The organism is Flavobacterium sp. (assembly GCF_035760125.1).
GTDB lineage: Bacteria > Bacteroidota > Bacteroidia > Flavobacteriales > Flavobacteriaceae > Flavobacterium.
In genome coordinates this window covers 1-17,776 of record NZ_DASTTN010000549.1, presented here as the reverse complement: position 1 = coordinate 17,776, position 17,776 = coordinate 1, and the positions used below count along the sequence as shown (strand labels likewise).

Below are 17,776 nucleotides of genomic sequence, written 5' to 3'. Positions count from 1 at the left end.
TACCGGTTACAAATTCTGGCCCCACAATAACTTCGATTGGAAATTTTGCCGTTTGCGAAAGCGGACTTCCCGCATTGCAGGAAATACTTCCTGTGCTTATGTTTTTGTCATTGCAGGCTTGTAGACCTCCAATAACATAAGGGGTTGTTCCAGAAGCGGCGATACCTACAACGACATCATTTTCATTTACATTAAAAGCTTGTAAGTCAATCCAAGCTTGCGTGGCGTTGTCTTCGGCGTTTTCCACGGCTTTGCGGATGGCAGTATCTCCACCTGCAATAATACCAACGACCAAATCAAAAGGAACTCCAAAAGTAGGAGGACATTCTGAGGCATCAAGGATTCCCAAACGTCCGGATGTTCCGGCTCCAATGTAGAATAATCGTCCACCCAATTTCATTTTGGCAACAATCTCGGTTACCAATGTTTCTATTTGTGGTAAGGCTTTTTCGACAGCAAGCGGGACAGTTTTGTCTTCGTTATTGATGTTGGTAAGTAATTCTTGAACCGACATTTTTTCTAAATGTTCGTATTTGGAAGATTGCTCGGTGGTCTTTGTGAAGTTCATTATTTTGTTTTAAAATTGACAACTTTTATACTTGGTAAAGTTAGGGAATTTTAAAACTTACTATTCTCTGTAAAATGAAAAAAAAAGTAATAAAAATGTTTATTACATGTAAGGTTGCATTTTATCAAAGCAGTTAATTACTGTAGCAGAATTATTGTGTTATGGTTCGTCATATTTTAAAAAAGGGTTCAACTTTAATAAAAAAGTCAAACCCTCATTTTTATTTTTAAACACTTTTTAGAAAAGTGTCTTCTTCTGCTTCTTTCACTTTCTCGTCTTCCTCTTCCTCATTTGATTCGATAAGAGTCTGATGTAAGCGTTCTGCCATTTTTTCTATACTATTCGTAATCGAATCGCAAACCAATTCCATTCTGCGATGTTTTTCTTCTTTGACAGCCCTTAAAACATTTTCAACAAAAACTTTGTCATATTTCTCGGCAACAGAATCACGTGTATTGGTCATTCTGATCACTGAATCATTACTGAATATTGTAACTCTAAAATGTTGCTCTTCGTTACTTAAATAATACTTTCCACCTAATTCATCACAATTGATATCGGTAGCGCTTATTTTTAATAACTCAGTAATTATACCAAAAATATGATTTTCAATTTTGGTATATTCTTTAGGCCTTCTTCTAAAAAAATTAAACATGTAAACAGATGTTTATTAAAGTCCTTAAGTAATTTTTTCTCATTGTTTCTTCTGTGAATTTATTAATAATTTGGCGTCAATCTCATAAAGACAGAAACTTCTCAAGAATGTATTTTTGGCAAATTAATGGTAATATTTTTAATAATGCAAATTATTTGAATTATATAGAAGTTAATTTAAGTGATAGAGTCTAAATGCTTGATTATTCATAAAATATATCCGTCAGAATAGCATTGCTCTAAATGAAAGTTTAACCAATAAAAAAGAGATAGTTAAATCGCTTTTTTATAAACGTTGACAAATGAAAAACAATTGAAAATTTTTTTTATAGGGAGATTGTATTTTTTTCTATATTAAATATGCCAGTAGAATACCAATTACAATCATGGATACTTTGGCAATATTGAATTTGTGCCCTTCGCTACTTTCAAAAATGATAGTCGATGAAATATGAAATAGAATTCCAATTACGACTGCTGTAATCTCGGTATAATAGTCGTTCAATTGGGGTATAAAGTCTGAAACAATGGTTCCCAGAGGTGTCATTATTGCAAAAGTGACCATAAATATAAAGATGGCATTTCTACTAAGACTGGAACTGACAAAAAAGGAAGTCAAAATAATGGCAATAGGCAAATGATGAATCGCTATTCCCAGAGCTAAATCATTATGATGGCTTACAGGGAATCCTTCCAAAAAGGCGTGAATACAAAGACTGATGAATAATAACCAAGGGATTTGGTACATTTTGGAATGGCCATGTACGTGGCCATGTTCGGCTCCTTTGGAGAAAAACTCCAATATTATTTGGAACAAAATCCCCATCATTATAAAAATTCCGATGTTATGGTTTCCACTTTCATACACTTCGGGTAGGAGATGCATTACGGTAAGCGAAAGCAAGAACGAACCACTAAACGCCAGCAATAGTTTAAGGTTGGTTTTGTTTTTTGGCTTTAGAAATAAAGCAATGAAATAACCAAGAAGTACGGACAGTAATGGTAGTAGGTAATTCATGTTTTTTGTTTAATCGTTTGTTTAGAGGTTTAACTGTTTAATCGTTTTTTGTTTAATCGATTAAACGGTTAAACAATTTCACGATTAACCAATTACTTAAAAATCATAATTAATCTTTCGCTTTCTGTTTTGTGGAATTTTTTTAGTTTATAATCACCAAAAATATCTAATAAAAAGATACCAGCTTCTTCCATCATTTCTTCAAAATCCTTGAGGGTAAGAGCTTTTACTTTTTCGGTAAAATGATAATTGTGCCCTTGGTCTTCGAAATCAATTTCTTTGAATATATGTCCGTCTTTCAAGTAGCGCTTGATATGGAAATCGATTCCATCAACGTGTTTTACTTCTTCTGGAACCAAATTATTGAGTACATTGGTAACATTCATAAAATCGATCACGGCAAAACCATATTCAGATAAGCTTTCTTTTATAGCTTTTAGGGTAGTAAGGTTGTCCTCATCATTTTCGAAATAACCAAAACTGGTAAACAGATTGAAAATAGCATCGAATTTATCTTCAAATACTTCTCGCATATCATGAACCTGAAAATGCAAGGTTTCATTGCTGTTTTTTTGTGCTTCCAATATGCTGTTTTCAGATAAATCGGCACCAATGACATTGAATCCCAATTGGTTTAAGTAGATGGCATGACGACCTTTACCACAAGCTAAGTCAAGCACTTTGGCTTTCTCGGGAAGATTGAGGTAATGCGTTAGATTGTCCATAAACAATTGCGCTTCTCTATAATTTCTTTCTTTGTAAAGTATATGATAATAAGGGCTGTCGAACCAAGAGGCAAACCAATTTTCGGGATTGGAATTGGTAATTTGTGTTTTGTTATTTGTAGAATCGGACATTTATTCTTTTTCAATTAATTTAAGTCCCGCAAATTTAGTGTATTTTTGCAGAAAATATACTATTTCAAACCGTTTAGGATGTTTGGAATACGCAATTTTAATATTGGAATTTATAAAGACAGATGGAGAATTTTAAGATGATTGCCAAAACCTTTTTTGGTTTTGAAGAAATATTGGCAAAAGAGCTAACAATGTTGGGCGCACAGGATGTGGAGCAAGGGGTGAGAATGGTGAGCTTTAAGGGCGATAAAGGTTTTATGTACAAAGCGAATTTGTCTTTGCGTACAGCTTTGAAGATCTTAAAGCCAATTTATTTTTTTAAAGCGAGAGATGAACAATCGTTATATAAAGGAATACGCGGGACGAATTGGTCTAAATATATAAATGCAAACCAAACTTTTGTAATTGATGCAACGGTACATTCCGAGTATTTTAACCACTCTGAGTTTGTGTCTCAAAAATGTAAAGATGCGATTGTGGATCAGTTTCGTGAAAGAACGGGTCAACGACCAAGCATTGATAAGGCTTTTCCTGATTTAAGAATAAATATTCATATTGATAAAGACCAAGTTTCGGTTGCATTGGATACTTCTGGGAATTCATTGCACCAACGAGGGTATAGAACGGCTACTAACATTGCTCCTATAAATGAAGTTTTGGCAGCAGGTATTTTGTTGCTTTCGGGTTGGGACGGACAAACTGATTTCTTGGATCCGATGTGTGGTTCTGGAACATTTTTGGCAGAAGCAGCAATGATTGCTTGTAATATTCCTGCGAATATTAACCGTAAAGAGTTTGCTTTTGAGAAATGGAACGATTGGGATAATGATTTGTTTGACAATATTACGGATAGTTTATTGAAGCGTGTACGTGAGTTTCATTACACGATAAAAGGATATGATAAGGCTCCTTCGGCAGTTCAAAAAGCCAAAGACAACGTCAAAAATGCCAATCTGGATGAATATATTAAGATTGAAGAAAAGAACTTCTTTGATACAGAGAAAACGTCTGAAGGGAAATTGCATATCGTTTTCAATCCACCTTATGATGAGCGATTGGATATTCACATGGAAGAGTTCTATAAAAATATTGGTGATACCTTGAAGAAGAATTATCCAGGAACGAATGCTTGGTTCATTACTGCAAATCTTGAAGCATTGAAATTCGTAGGATTGAAGCCTTCTCGAAAAATTAAACTTTTTAATGCTAGTCTTGAAGCCCGTTTGGTAAAATATGAGATGTATGAAGGAAGTAAGAGAACGAAGTTTCAGACTGTTCCTGATGCTGAATAATTAGTATAGAATAAAAAATATAATCCCAATAATTGCTATTTAAATTTAGTAATTATCGGGATTTTTTTTAATGTGTTTTCCTAGATTATAAATGCTTGGATATAATGTTTTCAAGAACTTTAAAAGCTGCATTAGCCGCATTTTGTGCCATCACTTTATTAACAATCGCACTAGAATGAAATTCTGAGGTTAATATAAGGTTGCCAAAAACCGTTGGTATAGGCTATGTATAGACTGATCTCACCGTCATTGAGTGTTTTTTTGTCTCTATGTTCCTTTTGTACTGCATGAAATTATCTTTTAAAAGTTTACCCATTTTAACAAAATCCTCTTTTTTCTCACAGGCTTGATATTGAAATAATATCGAATTGACGTTACTTTCAACATCTAAATATTGTTTGGAAACACTGGCATATGTTCTCTTGTCTTAAGGTTGTTCTAATGTTTCTACATATAGCTTTTCATTTTGTTTTTGGGTTTCAATAAATTGGTTTTCTATTGCTTCACTATAATCCGGAACCAATTTTACAAAAACATAACTACTCAGCAAAATAATTAAGCAAGAGATAAAGACTATAATTTTTGTTTTCATATATAGATTTTTTTTTTTTGATCAGATGTAATTACTTCACTTGTTTATTATCACTTGAGTCGAATAACTTCATTAGTGTTTAGGGCCAATTTAGAATTGCACTAACTTCATGATTTATATATTTTAGTGAATGTAGCTTGTTTACTGTTTTAAATTACGAGTGATGATTAAGTAATTTATTTGTTAATTTGAATTTATGATATAATGTGAAATAGCTATTTTAGGAAAAATATATAAAATAGTAATAAAATTAGTACACATAACAGTATAAATTATTTTAGGACCAATTTTTCATAAATTTTAATGGCTTGATGTTTATTCTAAAGATTTATTTGTGAGACGAAATAAATAGTGGATATTTCTAAGAATTATCTAGATTTTCAATTAATTTTGAAAAATAATAATTAAACACAATAAAATGACAAAATTACAAATAAGAGCATTTCTATATAATCTAGGTTGCTTTGCCATATTGTTTATATCATTTCGTTATTTGGTAGAACAGTATACTAATCTTTCTGGATTTTGGATTCCGATGACGGCTTTTGTGGGAGGAACACTTTTGTCTCCAAAATTTCAAGCAGCGAAGACCAAAGATGGTGAAAAACTATTCATGTCTTGGTTGTTTGTAAAAGGGATTAAAGAAATAGGATAATCGACTTAGATTAAAAAAAAGGAGTAAAATTGAATCTGTAAATTCAGTTTTACTCCTTTTTTTATTAAAATAAAATTTAGGCTTATTTTTTCTTAGGGGCTGTTTTTATAGGTACAACTTTCTTTTTGTAAATAGGGATAAAATAGGAAACGGTGTAATTAAAACCTGCTCCAAAATTACCATCATAAGTTCTGTTGAATCCTGGAATATAAAGGTTCTCAAAGTTGCCAGGTTCTGAATTTGTTACCAATACTTTTAATTGCAAACTAAAGCCAACATAAATATTATTAAATACTTTTACATTCACTCCAGCAGCAACTTCCGCCCAGCTAGCTGTTAATCCATCGTATTTTTTCCCCGAATCAATCAACGCAGATTGTCCAAAATAAGGATGTGGGTTATAGATGAGATAGTTGTTTAATTGTTCATTAAAAGTACTAAAACCATAACGCACCCCTAACGTGATAAGGTTTTCCATATCGAGCCAATTAGTGTAAGCATTATAATCAAAACCTACTTTAAGATAGGAACCTTTGGTTGTAGTACTCAATAATGGATCTTCGACAGTGACTTCTTCACTTCCTATTTCACCATATAAATAATATTTTTTGGTCAGTCGATAATCAGCAGTAAATGCAATTCCATTATAATCAGAATCATAGAGAGATCTTGCAATTTTGTTTATATCGGCACCAACAATTAAACCATAACGGTCTGTTTTTGGTTTCAGGGTGTCTGTTGTTACGGCATTTAGATCTTTTTCTGGATTCTTTTTTGTTGACTTGACATTTTTAGTTTCCGTTATTTTTACATCTTGCTCGGTAGTTGTGGTAGTCGTTTTTTCTTGTGCCTGTACAAATAACAGTGACAACAAAAAGCAAATACTAAAAGAATATTTTAATAATTGTTTCATTTTCGGATGTTATGTTATTTTGTGCGACTATTACATATTGAATCCACATTTCATCAGCAGGTTCTGCATCTGATAATGTGAAAGGTGCTATTGGGTCCAAATTAAAAATGGTTTTAAAACCACAAGCTCTGGATACATAAATGCTTTCTCTAGTATATTTAAATTCTAGATTGTCAGTATTCACCAAGAGAGGATTTTTGTTGCCATAATTGTTAATAAATTTATATTTTACAACATCGGCATCTGTATTCAATGGGAGCAATATGCTGTCCGTACTGGTCAGATACTTAGCTTCATCAATTCCAGACGGATTAAAAATCACTCCTTCAGTCTTACCTTCCCCAATAACTTTCAAATTAGTTACGTTTTTTCGAATAGAAGGATTCGAAATATCGTAAAACTTAATTAGCATTCTTGGGGTCGTAGGTGTATTTGGATCACAAATGTCATCTGGTTCGCAACTGGAAGAGGCGAAACCAAGAATCATTAAAAACGCAATTATTTTTTTCATTTATGTAAGGGCTTATCGTCTTTCCAAAAGTACAACATTTTCAACATGATGCGTTTGTGGGAACATATCCACTGGTCGCACTCGCGTTACTTTGTATTTTTCGTCCATTAAAGCCAAATCTCTAGCTTGTGTAGCCGAGTTGCAACTTACATAAACCACTTTTTCAGGAGCAATTTTCATAATTTGTTCAATTACATCTTTGTGCATACCATCTCTTGGAGGGTCAGTAATAATTACTTCTGGATGACCGTGTTGTGCTATGAAGCTATCATTGAAAACGACTTTCATATCTCCCACAAAGAATTCACAATTAGTAATTTCATTGCGTTCTGCGTTTAATTTTGCATCTTTAATCGCTTCAGGAACACTTTCTACACCAATAACTTTTTTTGCATTTTTGGATACAAACTGTGCAATAGTTCCCGTACCAGTGTATAGATCATAAACGATTTCATTACCGGTAAGTCCAGCAAAATCTCGAGTTATTTTGTATAATTCGTAAGCTTGATCCGAGTTGGTTTGGTAAAAAGATTTAGCATTAATACTAAATTTCAAACCTTCCATTTCTTCAAGGATATAATCTCTTCCTTTGTATAATTTTATGTCGGTATCGTATAAAGTGTCGTTGGCTTTATTGTTAACCACGTATTGTAAAGAAGTGATTTGAGGGAATTTCTCGTATAGGTGATCAAGGATCAATTCTCTGTTGGCTTTGTCATTTTCAAAAAACTGAATCAAAACCATTATTTCTCCAGTTGAAGCCGTTCTTAGCATCAAAGTTCTTAGTAAACCTTCATGGGCTCTAGGATTAAAGAAAGTTAAGCCATGCTCATTGGCAAAGGCGCGAACTTCATTGCGAATTGCATTCGATGGATCTTCCTGTAAATGACATTTGTTGATGTCCAAGATTTTGTCCCACATTTTTGGAATATGAAAACCAAGTGCATTTCGGTTACCCAAATCTTCTTCGCTTCCAATTTCGGCTTCGGTCAACCAACGGCTGTTCGAAAACGAAAACTCCATTTTATTTCTATAAAAAAACTGTTTTTCAGAACCTAAAATCGGTTCAAATTCAGGAAGTTCAATTTTGCCAATGCGTTGCAAATGATTTTTCACCTCATTTTGTTTAAATACCAACTGTTGGCTGTATTTCATATTTTGCCATTTGCATCCTCCGCAAACACCAAAATGTTCGCAAATTGGATCTACACGATGCTCCGATAATTCATGAAAATGAACTGCTTTACCTTCATAATAAGCCTTACGCTTCTTGAAAGTTTGCACGTCTACAACATCCCCAGGAACTACATTTGGGATAAAAACTACTTTTCCATCGGGAGCTTTTGCCACCGAAACGCCTTTTGCACCAGCATCAAGGACTTTTATTTGATGAAAGACAACTTTGTCTGTATTTTTCTTTGCCATAGCGCAAAAATAAGGCTTTGGATTTATTTTTGGATTTTAATTCTGATTTTTTTTAATAAATGGTATAATTATCCAAATCCCTCAACCATTTACTCAAACTCATCCTTCCAATCTTTGGTCGAAATTGCCGAAGCCTTGTTTTCTGAGTTCATCGTTACCCGAAGTTCCTTATTTGCTTTAGCATATTCAAAAAGAGCCTTAAATCGAAATATATTTGTGTTGTCGGTTTTGTTTGGAACCATTTCAACAAATTCAAGATCTTTGAAAAGACCATATTTTAGACTGTATTTCACGCAGATTTTTTTGATATTCTCAGGTGTGGATTTGACAATAACCTTATCTGTGGCTTCACTTTTTGTAAAAGGAGTAAATTTAGAAGTATTGCAGGTCATCAAAACCCTTTTTCCTAACTCGTAAGCCTTGCTTTTTTGCGCTTCATCAACTGTGCTCATTTCTGTCAGATCAACACTTTTTCCTATTTTCTTTCCATTTACGTTCTTAGTTTTACAGCCAATAAATAATAATAGACAGCATGTTATAATTAGTTTTTTCATAACGTTGTAAGTTTCTGTAAATAACAAAGTTAGTAAAAAAAATAGTGTAAAACAGCCTGCTTATTTTGTGCCTAATCCCGCTTTCCGTTTCAAATCCTCATTCTGGAAGCAGTAACACTAAGCCCGGAAAGGAGCTTCCGTTGGTCGCTCTTTCCGGGCAAGTGTTAAATGCTTCCAGAACTCCGGTTTTTTCACTATAATCGGGGGCAGGGGATGTAAAGAGAAATTTGGGATTGAAAATTATAAAGAGGCTTAATTCTAGAAAATAAATTAGTTTCTCGCTAATCCTTAATTTTCTAGATCAGAGTACATCAATGTAGGTTTTCCATTAACGCAATCTACTCTTGTTGGGGGTAATATTATGTCACAGGTAGAAATGATTCCCCATTTCTTATTGTAAGCATCTTCTGCTTTGTTGTAATTCTCTACTTTTTTAAGGAATTCGGTAACATTAATTTTCAAGGAGTAGGGAATAAAACCAGTAGGACCTCCACATGATTTTGAGCCAATGGCTGTAAAAGACCATTCTGCAGGGTTAGTACATTGAGTACTATTGACCATGGAGGCCGAAATGATTTCAGTATACATTTTTGTGAGATTTTGATTTTCGGTTTCTTGCGAAGAATCATCATCGTTATTGCAACTGAAGAAGAAAATGCTAAGTGCGATAAATAAAAAATTTATATTTTTCATAAAGGTTGTTTAATAACTAGATGATTATATAAAAGAAAGGTTGCGTTAATTAAAAAAATAGACTTGTACTTGCTATTTTTTTGATTTTCCATCACTCAACAAAAGTGATAAAGATTTAAGACTTTCTGTTCGGTCAGCCAAAAGTTTTAGAATGCTTATAAACGGAATAAATAAGATCATTCCGGAAGCTCCCCACAATATGCCACCAGCAAGAACCATGACCAGAATTGCGAGTGCATTAATTTTCAAGCGGCTTCCTACAGCATATGGAAATATGATGTAAGCTTCCAGTACTTGAACCAGAGAAAAAACTGTGATTACTCCAATAGGGTACCAAATGGAATTAAACGTGATCCAAGCTACAGTAATTGGTAACAGGGACGAAACCATGATACCTACATAAGGTATAAAGGTAAGTATTGAGGCGGTAAACCCAAAAAGGAATGGATAGGGAATACCAATAACGGCGAGACCAATACTATTCAAAAGGCCAACAATTAAATAAACCAAGAGCATTCCTTTTATGAATTTGTAATACTCATTAATGGTTTCGACAATAATCTCATGAATCATTTCTTTTTTGTCCTTAGGGAAAATATGGTATAATGACTGAACTAATAATTGACGGTAAAATAATATCAGCGCCGAGAAGACGGGAATTATTAAAAGATTAAATAATGATTCAGAGAAAGAATAGAGAGTGTTTTTTAGAAGTAAAAAAAACTGCGAACTCGAGTTGTTTAAAGCATTTTTGATATAGCTCAATTGTTTTTCTTCATTTATCCCAAATTGATTCGTTAAAAATGAACTCCATTGATTCAAGGTTTCCTCTAACTTTATTTCTAAGTTTTCCCATTCATTCGAAAATTCGACTATTTGAGCGAAAAGTAGATATAAGATAACAGCAAATACAAGTACTACACTTATTAAGGAAAGTCCAATCGCTATGTTTCGATGCACTCCTTTTTTTTCCATCCATCTGCAAACGGGATAAAGTATAAAACTGATAAGCAGTGCAAAACTTAATGGAATGAATAGAGATCTCCCAAAATACAATATTACTAATCCAATGAGCAGATACTGAAAAACTTCGAGAGCAGTAGTTTTTTTAGAAAAATTGGATGGATTAGGTATCATGTTAGACTGAAATTTAACTGTTGTCTTTCTTCCTGTACTAAATTTAATTGATTTTAAATATGTAAATAACTGACTTACAAGTTACAAAATATTTTGGAGACAGAATTATTTGTTGTTAATCATTATTAAATTTTCGTTAAAAAATATGTTTTATAAAATGTGTTTTTCATTTAAAAACTAAATTTGATTAAACTAAAAAGACTATTATTATGAAATGAGCATAAGCGAAAATTTGTCGTTAGCGAAAATTTGATATGCGAATTACATATGACCATTAAAAATCAATAAATAAAGTACATATGAAAAGAAATGCAACCGCAGTTTGGAATGGTTCCCTTATGGAAGGAGCTGGTAAATTAACAACACAAAGTACAACTTTAGAAAACACCCAATATTCATTCAAATCTCGATTTGCCGAAGGTGTAGGGACTAATCCGGAAGAGCTTGTTGCGGCAGCACATGCAGGATGCTTTACAATGCAGCTTACGGCTTTTATTGGTGAAACCACTGCAGTAATTGATAGCATAGAAACAAAATGTGCCATTAATTTAGTAGACGGAACTATTATCGGTTCTCACTTAACGGTTAATGCTAAAATAAGTGGTATTTCAAATGAAACGTTCCAGGAATTAGTAACAAAGGCTGAAAAGAATTGCCCGATTTCAAAACTATTCAATACTGAAATTTCGACTACTGCCACTTTGGTTTAGTGTTTTGATAAAAGAACAAAAGGTCCGGTTTATTATTAAATCGAACCTTTTTTGTTTAAGGTAATTCCATGATTTTATGGATGAGCTATTCTTTCTTTTTTATCCATTCGTAATTAAAAATGGATAAAAAGTAGAAAAAACTATCCGCAGTAATTTTTCCGAGAATAATTCCAATGAAATAATTTGCGGTCAGTATTGGCATCCAATACATGCAAAATGGGCGTATAAAAAAGAAATCTAAAACTGCGGGATAACCAAACTCGAGAAATAAATTCCGAATTAAGAAAGCGATTTCTTTTAAAGTAACGGTTTGGTTGTTGAGTTTTTTCTTGGTAGCTAATGCTTTATAGGATCTGTAAACCATGACACCATAAAAAGCAAAATATTCGGCAAACGTAATTATGTAAGCCGTGATCAATCCGCTAAAAATTCTGCTGAATTGGGAAGCTAGCAATGCGGCACTTGAAGCTGCCAATTCAGAATACTTATAGCGATCAAACCACTCTTTGAAATTTGCTTTATTGAACATTTTGTTTTTTTAGAAAATTAGAATTAATGTTCTAGGTTCTAAACCTTTCTAATGAATAATTTGTTTTTGGCTAGTGCCAATAAAGCAATTATAAGAATGATGAAATAAAGAGAAGTTAAAACACTCTTTAAAACTGTAAAGACACTTGTAATTTGGACTTGCAATTCATTAATATTTGGATAGTTTTTCAACATACATATAATTCCAATGTTTTCTGCATAATCGAAGGAACCAGAAAATAATGGCAGTAAGCACAAATAAAATAATGAACTGTCAAGCTTTTCCAATTTGTTTAGAAAATAAGCGAGAACCAAACACGAACTAATTCCAAAAAGAGCGGGATAAATCAAGTCTAATGGAAGTTGATGATATAAATATGAATCTCGACCAGCAGTTCCCAAAGTATTAAAAAGCTTGGTGGCATACTGATAATCATAGCCGGTTGGCATCATATCAAATATTTTCATTCCCCCTGAGAATTGCATTACTTCTGGAATGGTATCAATAAGCATAATGGCATAAACTATGTTACAAAGTATAAACAACAATAATACAGTTTTACCATTTATATTTCGTCTGATACATTCTCTCATAGACTACTGTTTAGATTACCAAAGTTGATGAACTTGTGGTTTGATATATTGCTTGTAAATGGCATTCATTGCAGAAATTTTTTCTGGAGTCAGTTTCGGTAAATCATATAGTGATAGATTAGACAAAACATGACTTTCCTTTGATGCTCCCGGAATAATACAGCTAATTTCGTTAAAACTTAGAATCCATTGCAGGGCAATAGGAGCCAAATTGGTAGCTTCAGGGAAAAGTTCTTTTAAGGCTTCAACAGCTTTTAAGCCTAACTCATAATTAATCCCAGAGAATGTTTCTCCTTTGTCAAAAGCCGCTCCATCACGATTGAAATTTCTATGGTCTTGTTCGCCAAAAGTCGTTTTAGAATCAAATAATCCAGTCAATAATCCACTTGCCAATGGTACTCTTGCAATAATTCCTATGTCTTTTTTTTGAGCTTCTTTGAAAAATAATTCAGATGGGCGTTGACGGAAAAGATTGAATATAATCTGAACTGTGGTTACATTAGGATATTCAATAGCTTTTAATGCTTCTTCAACTTTTTCTACACTGACACCTAAATTTAAAATCTTTCCTTGCTCTTTTAAACGGTCAAACATTTCAAATATTTCTGGACGGTAAAATACTTGGTTTGGCGGACAGTGTAACTGAATAAGATCAAGTGTTTCCAATCCCATTCTTTTCAGGCTGTCTTCAACGTATTTCTGTAATACTTTTGGCTGATAACCTTCATTTACATGAGGATTGATGTGTCTGCCACATTTAGTTGCTACATAAATGCGTTCAGAACGGGAGCGTACCACTCTTCCCACAGCGGTTTCGCTCAATCCATTTTCGTAAACATCGGCAGTGTCAATAAAATTCACGCCCTTATCAATCGCAGTATTGATTAATTCGTCTGCTGTTTTATTATTAAACGGAGAGCCCCATTTTCCGCCCACTTGCCAAGTGCCAAGCGCTATTTCTGATATGTTGAAATTGGTTTTTCCTAGTTTGCGGTAGTTCATTTTTTGTTTTTTAAGTTTCTGAGTTTCTAAGACTCTAAGTTTTTTAAAGTTTTCAAAATCTTAGAAACTTTATCAATCAAATAAATCTGAAGATAAATAACGGTCTCCACGATCACAGATAACGGCAACAACCACACCCGATTCGAGTTGATTGGCTATTTTTACTGCAACGGCAACTGAACCCCCGCTGCTCATACCTGCAAAAACACCTTCTTCTTTGGCTAATCTTTTGGTCATTTCACGAGCTTCTTTTTCACTCACATCAATAGTTACATCAACTTTTGAGGCATCAAAAATTTTAGGCAAATATTCTTGGGGCCATTTCCTAATACCCGGAATTTGTGAGCCTTCACTAGGTTGTGCCCCAATTATTTGAATATTTGGGTTTTTCTCTTTCAAATAAGTTGAGGTTCCTATAATTGTTCCTGTAGTCCCCATAGCTGATACAAAATGGGTAACAGTTCCGTTCGTATCATTCCATATTTCGGGACCTGTAGTTTTGTAATGGGCTTTCCAGTTGTCATCATTTGCAAACTGATTTAGCATTACATAACCCCCTTCTGCTACTTTTTTATCGGCATAATCCCTTGAACCGATTATCCCTAAACTGGCAGGTGTCTGTATAACCGTTGCGCCATAGGCCTGCATAGTTTGAGTGCGCTCGATGGTTGAATCTTCGGGTAAAACCAATTCGATTTCTATGTTGAATAATTGGGCTATCATTGCCAGAGCAATTCCAGTGTTGCCACTTGTTGCCTCAATTAATTTGTCTCCTTTTTTGATGTCTCCTCTTTCGATGGCAGATGCAATCATGTTGTAGGCAGCGCGGTCTTTTACGCTTCCTCCTGGATTGTCTCCTTCAAGTTTCAATAAAAGTTTTACGTTTTTATTTGCAACTAAACAGGTTGTTTCTACCAATGGTGTATTCCCGATTAATTCTACTAATTTATAGGTTTTCATTTTATCTTTTCTCTTTTACTTTAACTTCGGTTGTGGTGGTGTTCAATACGATTGAATCTTCAGGAATAGATTTGGTTATCCACGAGTTTCCACCTACAATACTATTTTTCCCAATAATTGTTGTACCTCCCAAAATGGTAGCATTGGCATATAAGCAAACGTTTTCCTCAACGGTCGGATGTCTTTTGGAATTCTTCATGTCTTTACTCACGCTCAATGCCCCCAAAGTCACTCCTTGATATATTTTTACATTTTTTTCAATAACACTAGTTTCACCAATTACAATTCCAGTGGCATGATCGATAAAGAAAGGCGATGCAATAGTTGCCCCTGCATGGATGTCAGTACCTGTAATGCGATGGGCATATTCACTCATTAACCTCGAAAAAAGCATCAAATCCAATAAATGTAACTCATGGCTTAATCTGTAAATGGCGATGGCATAAAATCCAGGATAGGCAAGGTAAATTTCTTCAATACTATTGGATGCTGGGTCATTTTCTAAGGTGTAAGAAGCGTCTTTATTTAAGTTTTCTAGTACAGAGGGTAGTTTGTGTAAAAAATTACCCCAGGCAATTTCGCATGATTCTTGTGGCTTTTTGCAGGTCAAAGAAGCTATTTCTTTAAATTGTTTTTCTAGCTCATCGATGCTTTCGTCAAGTGGCGCATTAGAATCAAATAAAGTGTAAAACAGTTTTTCAGTAAAGGCTTCAGTTTTGGTTTTTATGCTATAATTTATAGAAAAATGACTTTTTGAAGCGCTAATACTTTGGACAATCAGATCTTTAGTCATAATTATGAAATTGAATGTTAATTTTGAAAGGATAAAAGTAAGGCGTTTTTTAGAAAAAATAACAAGCTTTGGCTAAAGAATTAGGTTAATTGCCGTTGAAAAATACAGGTTTAAAAAGATATAACAGAATTGCTGTTTTTTTTGAAATTTTATCACATTAATTACAAATTACTAATGATTGTTTCAATAATTGGTTGCATCACGAGATATCCTTCCTTATTGGGATGAACTCCATCTTTTGAATAAATAGTCTTTAAACCTTTTTGTTCATCCACCATAGCCGAAAAATAATCTGCATGCGCAATGTTATTTACTCTGGCATATTTCAGAATCATTTCATTCAATGCATCGATTTTATGGACGGGTTCCATTCCACGTTTCCAAGGGAAATCATTAGCGGGGAGTATCGAACATAAAATCACTTCGATGTTATTTGCTTTAGCCAATTCGCACATTGAAATAAGATTTCCTAGGATTGTTTCGAATGTTGCTGGACCAGTATTTTCTGCAATATCATTGCCTCCAGCCAAAATAACGACAATTTTAGGTTTCAGTTTAATTACGTCCGGTCTGAAACGCAAGAGCATTTGTGAAGTCGTTTGTCCGTTAATGCCTCTATTAATGTATGATTTGCCAACAAAAAAATCGGGATGAATGGTTTTCCAACCTTCGGTTATGGAATCTCCAAAGAACACAATCCTTTTTTCTCCTAATGCTAGAGCTGAAATTTGTTCATTCTCGGTTTTGTATTTGTTTAAATATGCCCAGTCGAGGGCTTTCATTTTTCTTTCCATAAATGGTGAATTGCAATTGAAATGATTGTTGAGTTTGTTTTAAAAAACACAATATTGATTAGTCTTTTACGCGTTTGTATTTTTCGGTTATTATTCGGTCAATGCCCAGTTTTTCTACTTTTTCAACGCCTTGTTGGATTAGTGTGTCATTTTTTATGGAGACTTTAAATTCAAATTTGTTGTTTTCCCATGCTCTGTTGGAGAAATATTCTAAATATTCGGTATAAGTGTCATTTACCAAAGTGAATCTGCCAGCACCGGCAGAAAATTGAGGATTGGATTGTTTTCCCATGGTCAGGTCATGGGCGAAAAAGGCAAAATGATCTGGATTAATAATTTTTATCATTTTTACTTTTGGATCAAAAGTTGAAAAAGCGGAATCATTCTGGGTTGCTGTTGCCGAAATGAGTTCCCAGGTTCCAATAATTGGCAAATCACTATGTTTGGTTTTGTTTTGGTTAATGCTGCAGGAGTAACAGATTATTGCAATAAATAATAACAGTTTGACTTTCATTTTTTGGTTATAATGGATGAAAAATATTAAAACTAAAGTACAATTTATTTTTAGATTTCATTGGAATCAAAACATTGGTTAAAATGTGTAAATTAGTAAGGAATTGTTAGTAGTAACATTATATAAATGGATAAGTGTTTAAAAAAAATAAAACATTGGGAATGAACAATAAAGGCGTATTGAGAAAAAGAATCGTTCACTTTTGGAAATTATTGGGGCCAGGACTCGTAACAGGCGCCAGTGACGATGATCCTTCTGGAATTGCGACTTACTCACAAGCGGGTGCTGCTTATGGACTTACAACTTTATGGACTTCTATTGTTGCCTTCCCGTTGATGGCGGCAATACAACAAATGTGTGCGAGAATTGGTTTGGTAACCAGCCAAGGTTTGACGGGAACTTTAAAGAAAAATTATCCAAGACCTGTTTTGTACTTGATGCTTTTGTTTAGTTTCCCCGCCATAATTATGAATATAGGGGCTGATATTGCAGGTATGGGAGCTGTAGGGAATTTACTTTTTCCTTCTATTGAGGCGTCTTTTTTTAGTGTCTTTTTTACTATTTTGCTTTTGGGGCTAATTATCTATTTACCATATCAAAAAATTGCGTCGATACTCAAATATTTGTGTGTTGTGATGTTGGTTTATTTTGTAGTTCCCTTTTTATACAAACAGGATTTTATAGCTATTATAAAAGCTACATTCATTCCAACGTTTCATTGGGATAAAGATTTTATTGCAATTCTTGTTGGGATTTTGGGAACAACGATTTCCCCCTATCTTTTTTTCTGGCAAGCTTCAGTTGAAGTTGAGGAAATGAAACATAAGAAAAGACATTTAATGGTTAATAAAAGAATCATCCATGAAATGAGGGAAGATGTTGATTTTGGAATGACTTTTTCCGGATTGGTGATGTATTTTATAATTCTGACGACGGGTACAGTTTTGTTCAAAGGAGGAGTTCATCAAATAGATACGGTGGAGCAAGCAGCTCAAGCGTTGAAACCGTTGGC

Annotated in this window: 22 protein-coding genes; 4 read left to right on the top strand and 18 right to left on the bottom strand. The window is 33.8% G+C overall.

What is annotated here, in order from left to right; all coding sequences use genetic code 11:
- From VFS71_RS19630 to VFS71_RS19615, 4 genes are all read right to left on the bottom strand, one after another.
- A partial coding sequence (locus tag VFS71_RS19630) for an N-acetylmuramic acid 6-phosphate etherase (RefSeq protein ID WP_326403382.1) occupies positions 1–568 on the bottom strand: 568 nt, incomplete at its 3' end.
- 226 nt (positions 569–794) lie between these two features.
- Positions 795–1,223 (bottom strand): hypothetical protein, encoded by a 429-nt coding sequence (locus VFS71_RS19625; RefSeq protein WP_326403380.1) that lies wholly within the window; start codon positions 1,221–1,223, stop codon positions 795–797.
- A gap of 348 nt (positions 1,224–1,571) precedes the next feature.
- Entirely contained in the window at positions 1,572–2,240 is a 669-nt protein-coding gene (locus VFS71_RS19620; protein ID WP_326403379.1) for a ZIP family metal transporter, read from the bottom strand.
- A 92-nt stretch (positions 2,241–2,332) separates the two neighbouring features.
- Entirely contained in the window at positions 2,333–3,097 is a 765-nt protein-coding gene (locus tag VFS71_RS19615; protein WP_326403378.1) for a class I SAM-dependent methyltransferase, read from the bottom strand.
- Positions 3,098–3,219: 122 nt separating this feature from the next.
- Here VFS71_RS19615 and VFS71_RS19610 point away from each other — a divergent pair, with 122 nt between their 5' ends.
- Complete coding sequence (locus tag VFS71_RS19610) at positions 3,220–4,389, top strand: THUMP domain-containing class I SAM-dependent RNA methyltransferase (RefSeq protein WP_326403377.1); 1,170 nt, start codon at positions 3,220–3,222, stop codon at positions 4,387–4,389.
- A gap of 427 nt (positions 4,390–4,816) precedes the next feature.
- Here the strand turns inward: VFS71_RS19610 and VFS71_RS19605 are convergent, their stop codons facing one another.
- The gene (locus VFS71_RS19605) at positions 4,817–4,981 is read right to left on the bottom strand and encodes a hypothetical protein (protein WP_326403376.1); all 165 of its coding nucleotides are present in this window, start codon (positions 4,979–4,981) and stop codon (positions 4,817–4,819) included.
- Between the two features lie 418 nt (positions 4,982–5,399).
- On the opposite strand from VFS71_RS19605, the gene VFS71_RS19600 reads away from it, so the two are divergent.
- Positions 5,400–5,636 carry a hypothetical protein gene (locus VFS71_RS19600; RefSeq protein WP_326403375.1) on the top strand — a complete coding sequence of 79 codons (237 nt, stop codon included), beginning with the start codon at positions 5,400–5,402 and terminating at the stop codon, positions 5,634–5,636.
- 82 nt (positions 5,637–5,718) lie between these two features.
- Here VFS71_RS19600 and VFS71_RS19595 read toward each other — a convergent pair whose 3' ends face one another.
- The 6 genes from VFS71_RS19595 to VFS71_RS19570 all read right to left on the bottom strand — a co-directional run bounded on the left by VFS71_RS19595 (position 5,719) and on the right by VFS71_RS19570 (position 10,869).
- On the bottom strand, positions 5,719–6,549 hold the full coding sequence (locus VFS71_RS19595; RefSeq protein ID WP_326403374.1) for a DUF6048 family protein: 831 nt from the start codon (positions 6,547–6,549) through the stop codon (positions 5,719–5,721).
- Positions 6,521–7,060 carry a DUF6452 family protein gene (locus tag VFS71_RS19590; RefSeq protein ID WP_326403373.1) on the bottom strand — a complete coding sequence of 180 codons (540 nt, stop codon included), beginning with the start codon at positions 7,058–7,060 and terminating at the stop codon, positions 6,521–6,523. The genes VFS71_RS19595 and VFS71_RS19590 overlap by 29 nt, the downstream gene beginning before the upstream one ends.
- Before the next feature lie 12 nt (positions 7,061–7,072).
- Positions 7,073–8,485, bottom strand: coding sequence for a 23S rRNA (uracil(1939)-C(5))-methyltransferase RlmD (gene rlmD / locus VFS71_RS19585; RefSeq protein ID WP_326403372.1), 1,413 nt, complete (start codon positions 8,483–8,485; stop codon positions 7,073–7,075).
- Between the two features lie 89 nt (positions 8,486–8,574).
- Positions 8,575–9,039 carry a hypothetical protein gene (locus VFS71_RS19580; protein WP_326403370.1) on the bottom strand — a complete coding sequence of 155 codons (465 nt, stop codon included), beginning with the start codon at positions 9,037–9,039 and terminating at the stop codon, positions 8,575–8,577.
- A gap of 288 nt (positions 9,040–9,327) precedes the next feature.
- A complete protein-coding gene (locus VFS71_RS19575) occupies positions 9,328–9,732 on the bottom strand; it encodes a hypothetical protein (RefSeq protein WP_326403369.1) in 405 nt (134 codons plus the stop codon).
- Between the two features lie 72 nt (positions 9,733–9,804).
- Positions 9,805–10,869 carry an AI-2E family transporter gene (locus tag VFS71_RS19570; protein WP_326403368.1) on the bottom strand — a complete coding sequence of 355 codons (1,065 nt, stop codon included), beginning with the start codon at positions 10,867–10,869 and terminating at the stop codon, positions 9,805–9,807.
- Positions 10,870–11,168: 299 nt separating this feature from the next.
- On the opposite strand from VFS71_RS19570, the gene VFS71_RS19565 reads away from it, so the two are divergent.
- The gene (locus VFS71_RS19565; protein ID WP_326403366.1) at positions 11,169–11,579 is read left to right on the top strand and encodes an OsmC family peroxiredoxin; all 411 of its coding nucleotides are present in this window, start codon (positions 11,169–11,171) and stop codon (positions 11,577–11,579) included.
- Between the two features lie 85 nt (positions 11,580–11,664).
- Here VFS71_RS19565 and VFS71_RS19560 read toward each other — a convergent pair whose 3' ends face one another.
- The 7 genes from VFS71_RS19560 to VFS71_RS19530 form a co-directional block, all read right to left on the bottom strand.
- Positions 11,665–12,108, bottom strand: a complete 444-nt coding sequence (locus VFS71_RS19560) for a hypothetical protein (protein ID WP_326403365.1) — start codon at positions 12,106–12,108, stop codon at positions 11,665–11,667.
- A gap of 38 nt (positions 12,109–12,146) precedes the next feature.
- The gene (locus VFS71_RS19555) at positions 12,147–12,701 is read right to left on the bottom strand and encodes a hypothetical protein (protein WP_326403363.1); all 555 of its coding nucleotides are present in this window, start codon (positions 12,699–12,701) and stop codon (positions 12,147–12,149) included.
- A 15-nt stretch (positions 12,702–12,716) separates the two neighbouring features.
- Positions 12,717–13,703 (bottom strand): aldo/keto reductase, encoded by a 987-nt coding sequence (locus VFS71_RS19550; RefSeq protein WP_326403361.1) that lies wholly within the window; start codon positions 13,701–13,703, stop codon positions 12,717–12,719.
- 72 nt (positions 13,704–13,775) lie between these two features.
- On the bottom strand, positions 13,776–14,663 hold the full coding sequence (cysM, locus tag VFS71_RS19545) for a cysteine synthase CysM (RefSeq protein ID WP_326403359.1): 888 nt from the start codon (positions 14,661–14,663) through the stop codon (positions 13,776–13,778).
- A 1-nt stretch (position 14,664) separates the two neighbouring features.
- Positions 14,665–15,456, bottom strand: coding sequence for a serine O-acetyltransferase (locus VFS71_RS19540; protein ID WP_326403358.1), 792 nt, complete (start codon positions 15,454–15,456; stop codon positions 14,665–14,667).
- 161 nt (positions 15,457–15,617) lie between these two features.
- The gene (locus VFS71_RS19535; protein ID WP_326403357.1) at positions 15,618–16,250 is read right to left on the bottom strand and encodes an SGNH/GDSL hydrolase family protein; all 633 of its coding nucleotides are present in this window, start codon (positions 16,248–16,250) and stop codon (positions 15,618–15,620) included.
- A 58-nt stretch (positions 16,251–16,308) separates the two neighbouring features.
- Positions 16,309–16,764 carry a hypothetical protein gene (locus VFS71_RS19530; RefSeq protein ID WP_326403355.1) on the bottom strand — a complete coding sequence of 152 codons (456 nt, stop codon included), beginning with the start codon at positions 16,762–16,764 and terminating at the stop codon, positions 16,309–16,311.
- Positions 16,765–16,925: 161 nt separating this feature from the next.
- Here VFS71_RS19530 and VFS71_RS19525 point away from each other — a divergent pair.
- The coding region (locus VFS71_RS19525; protein WP_326403353.1) for an NRAMP family divalent metal transporter at positions 16,926–17,776 on the top strand (851 nt) is incomplete at its 3' end.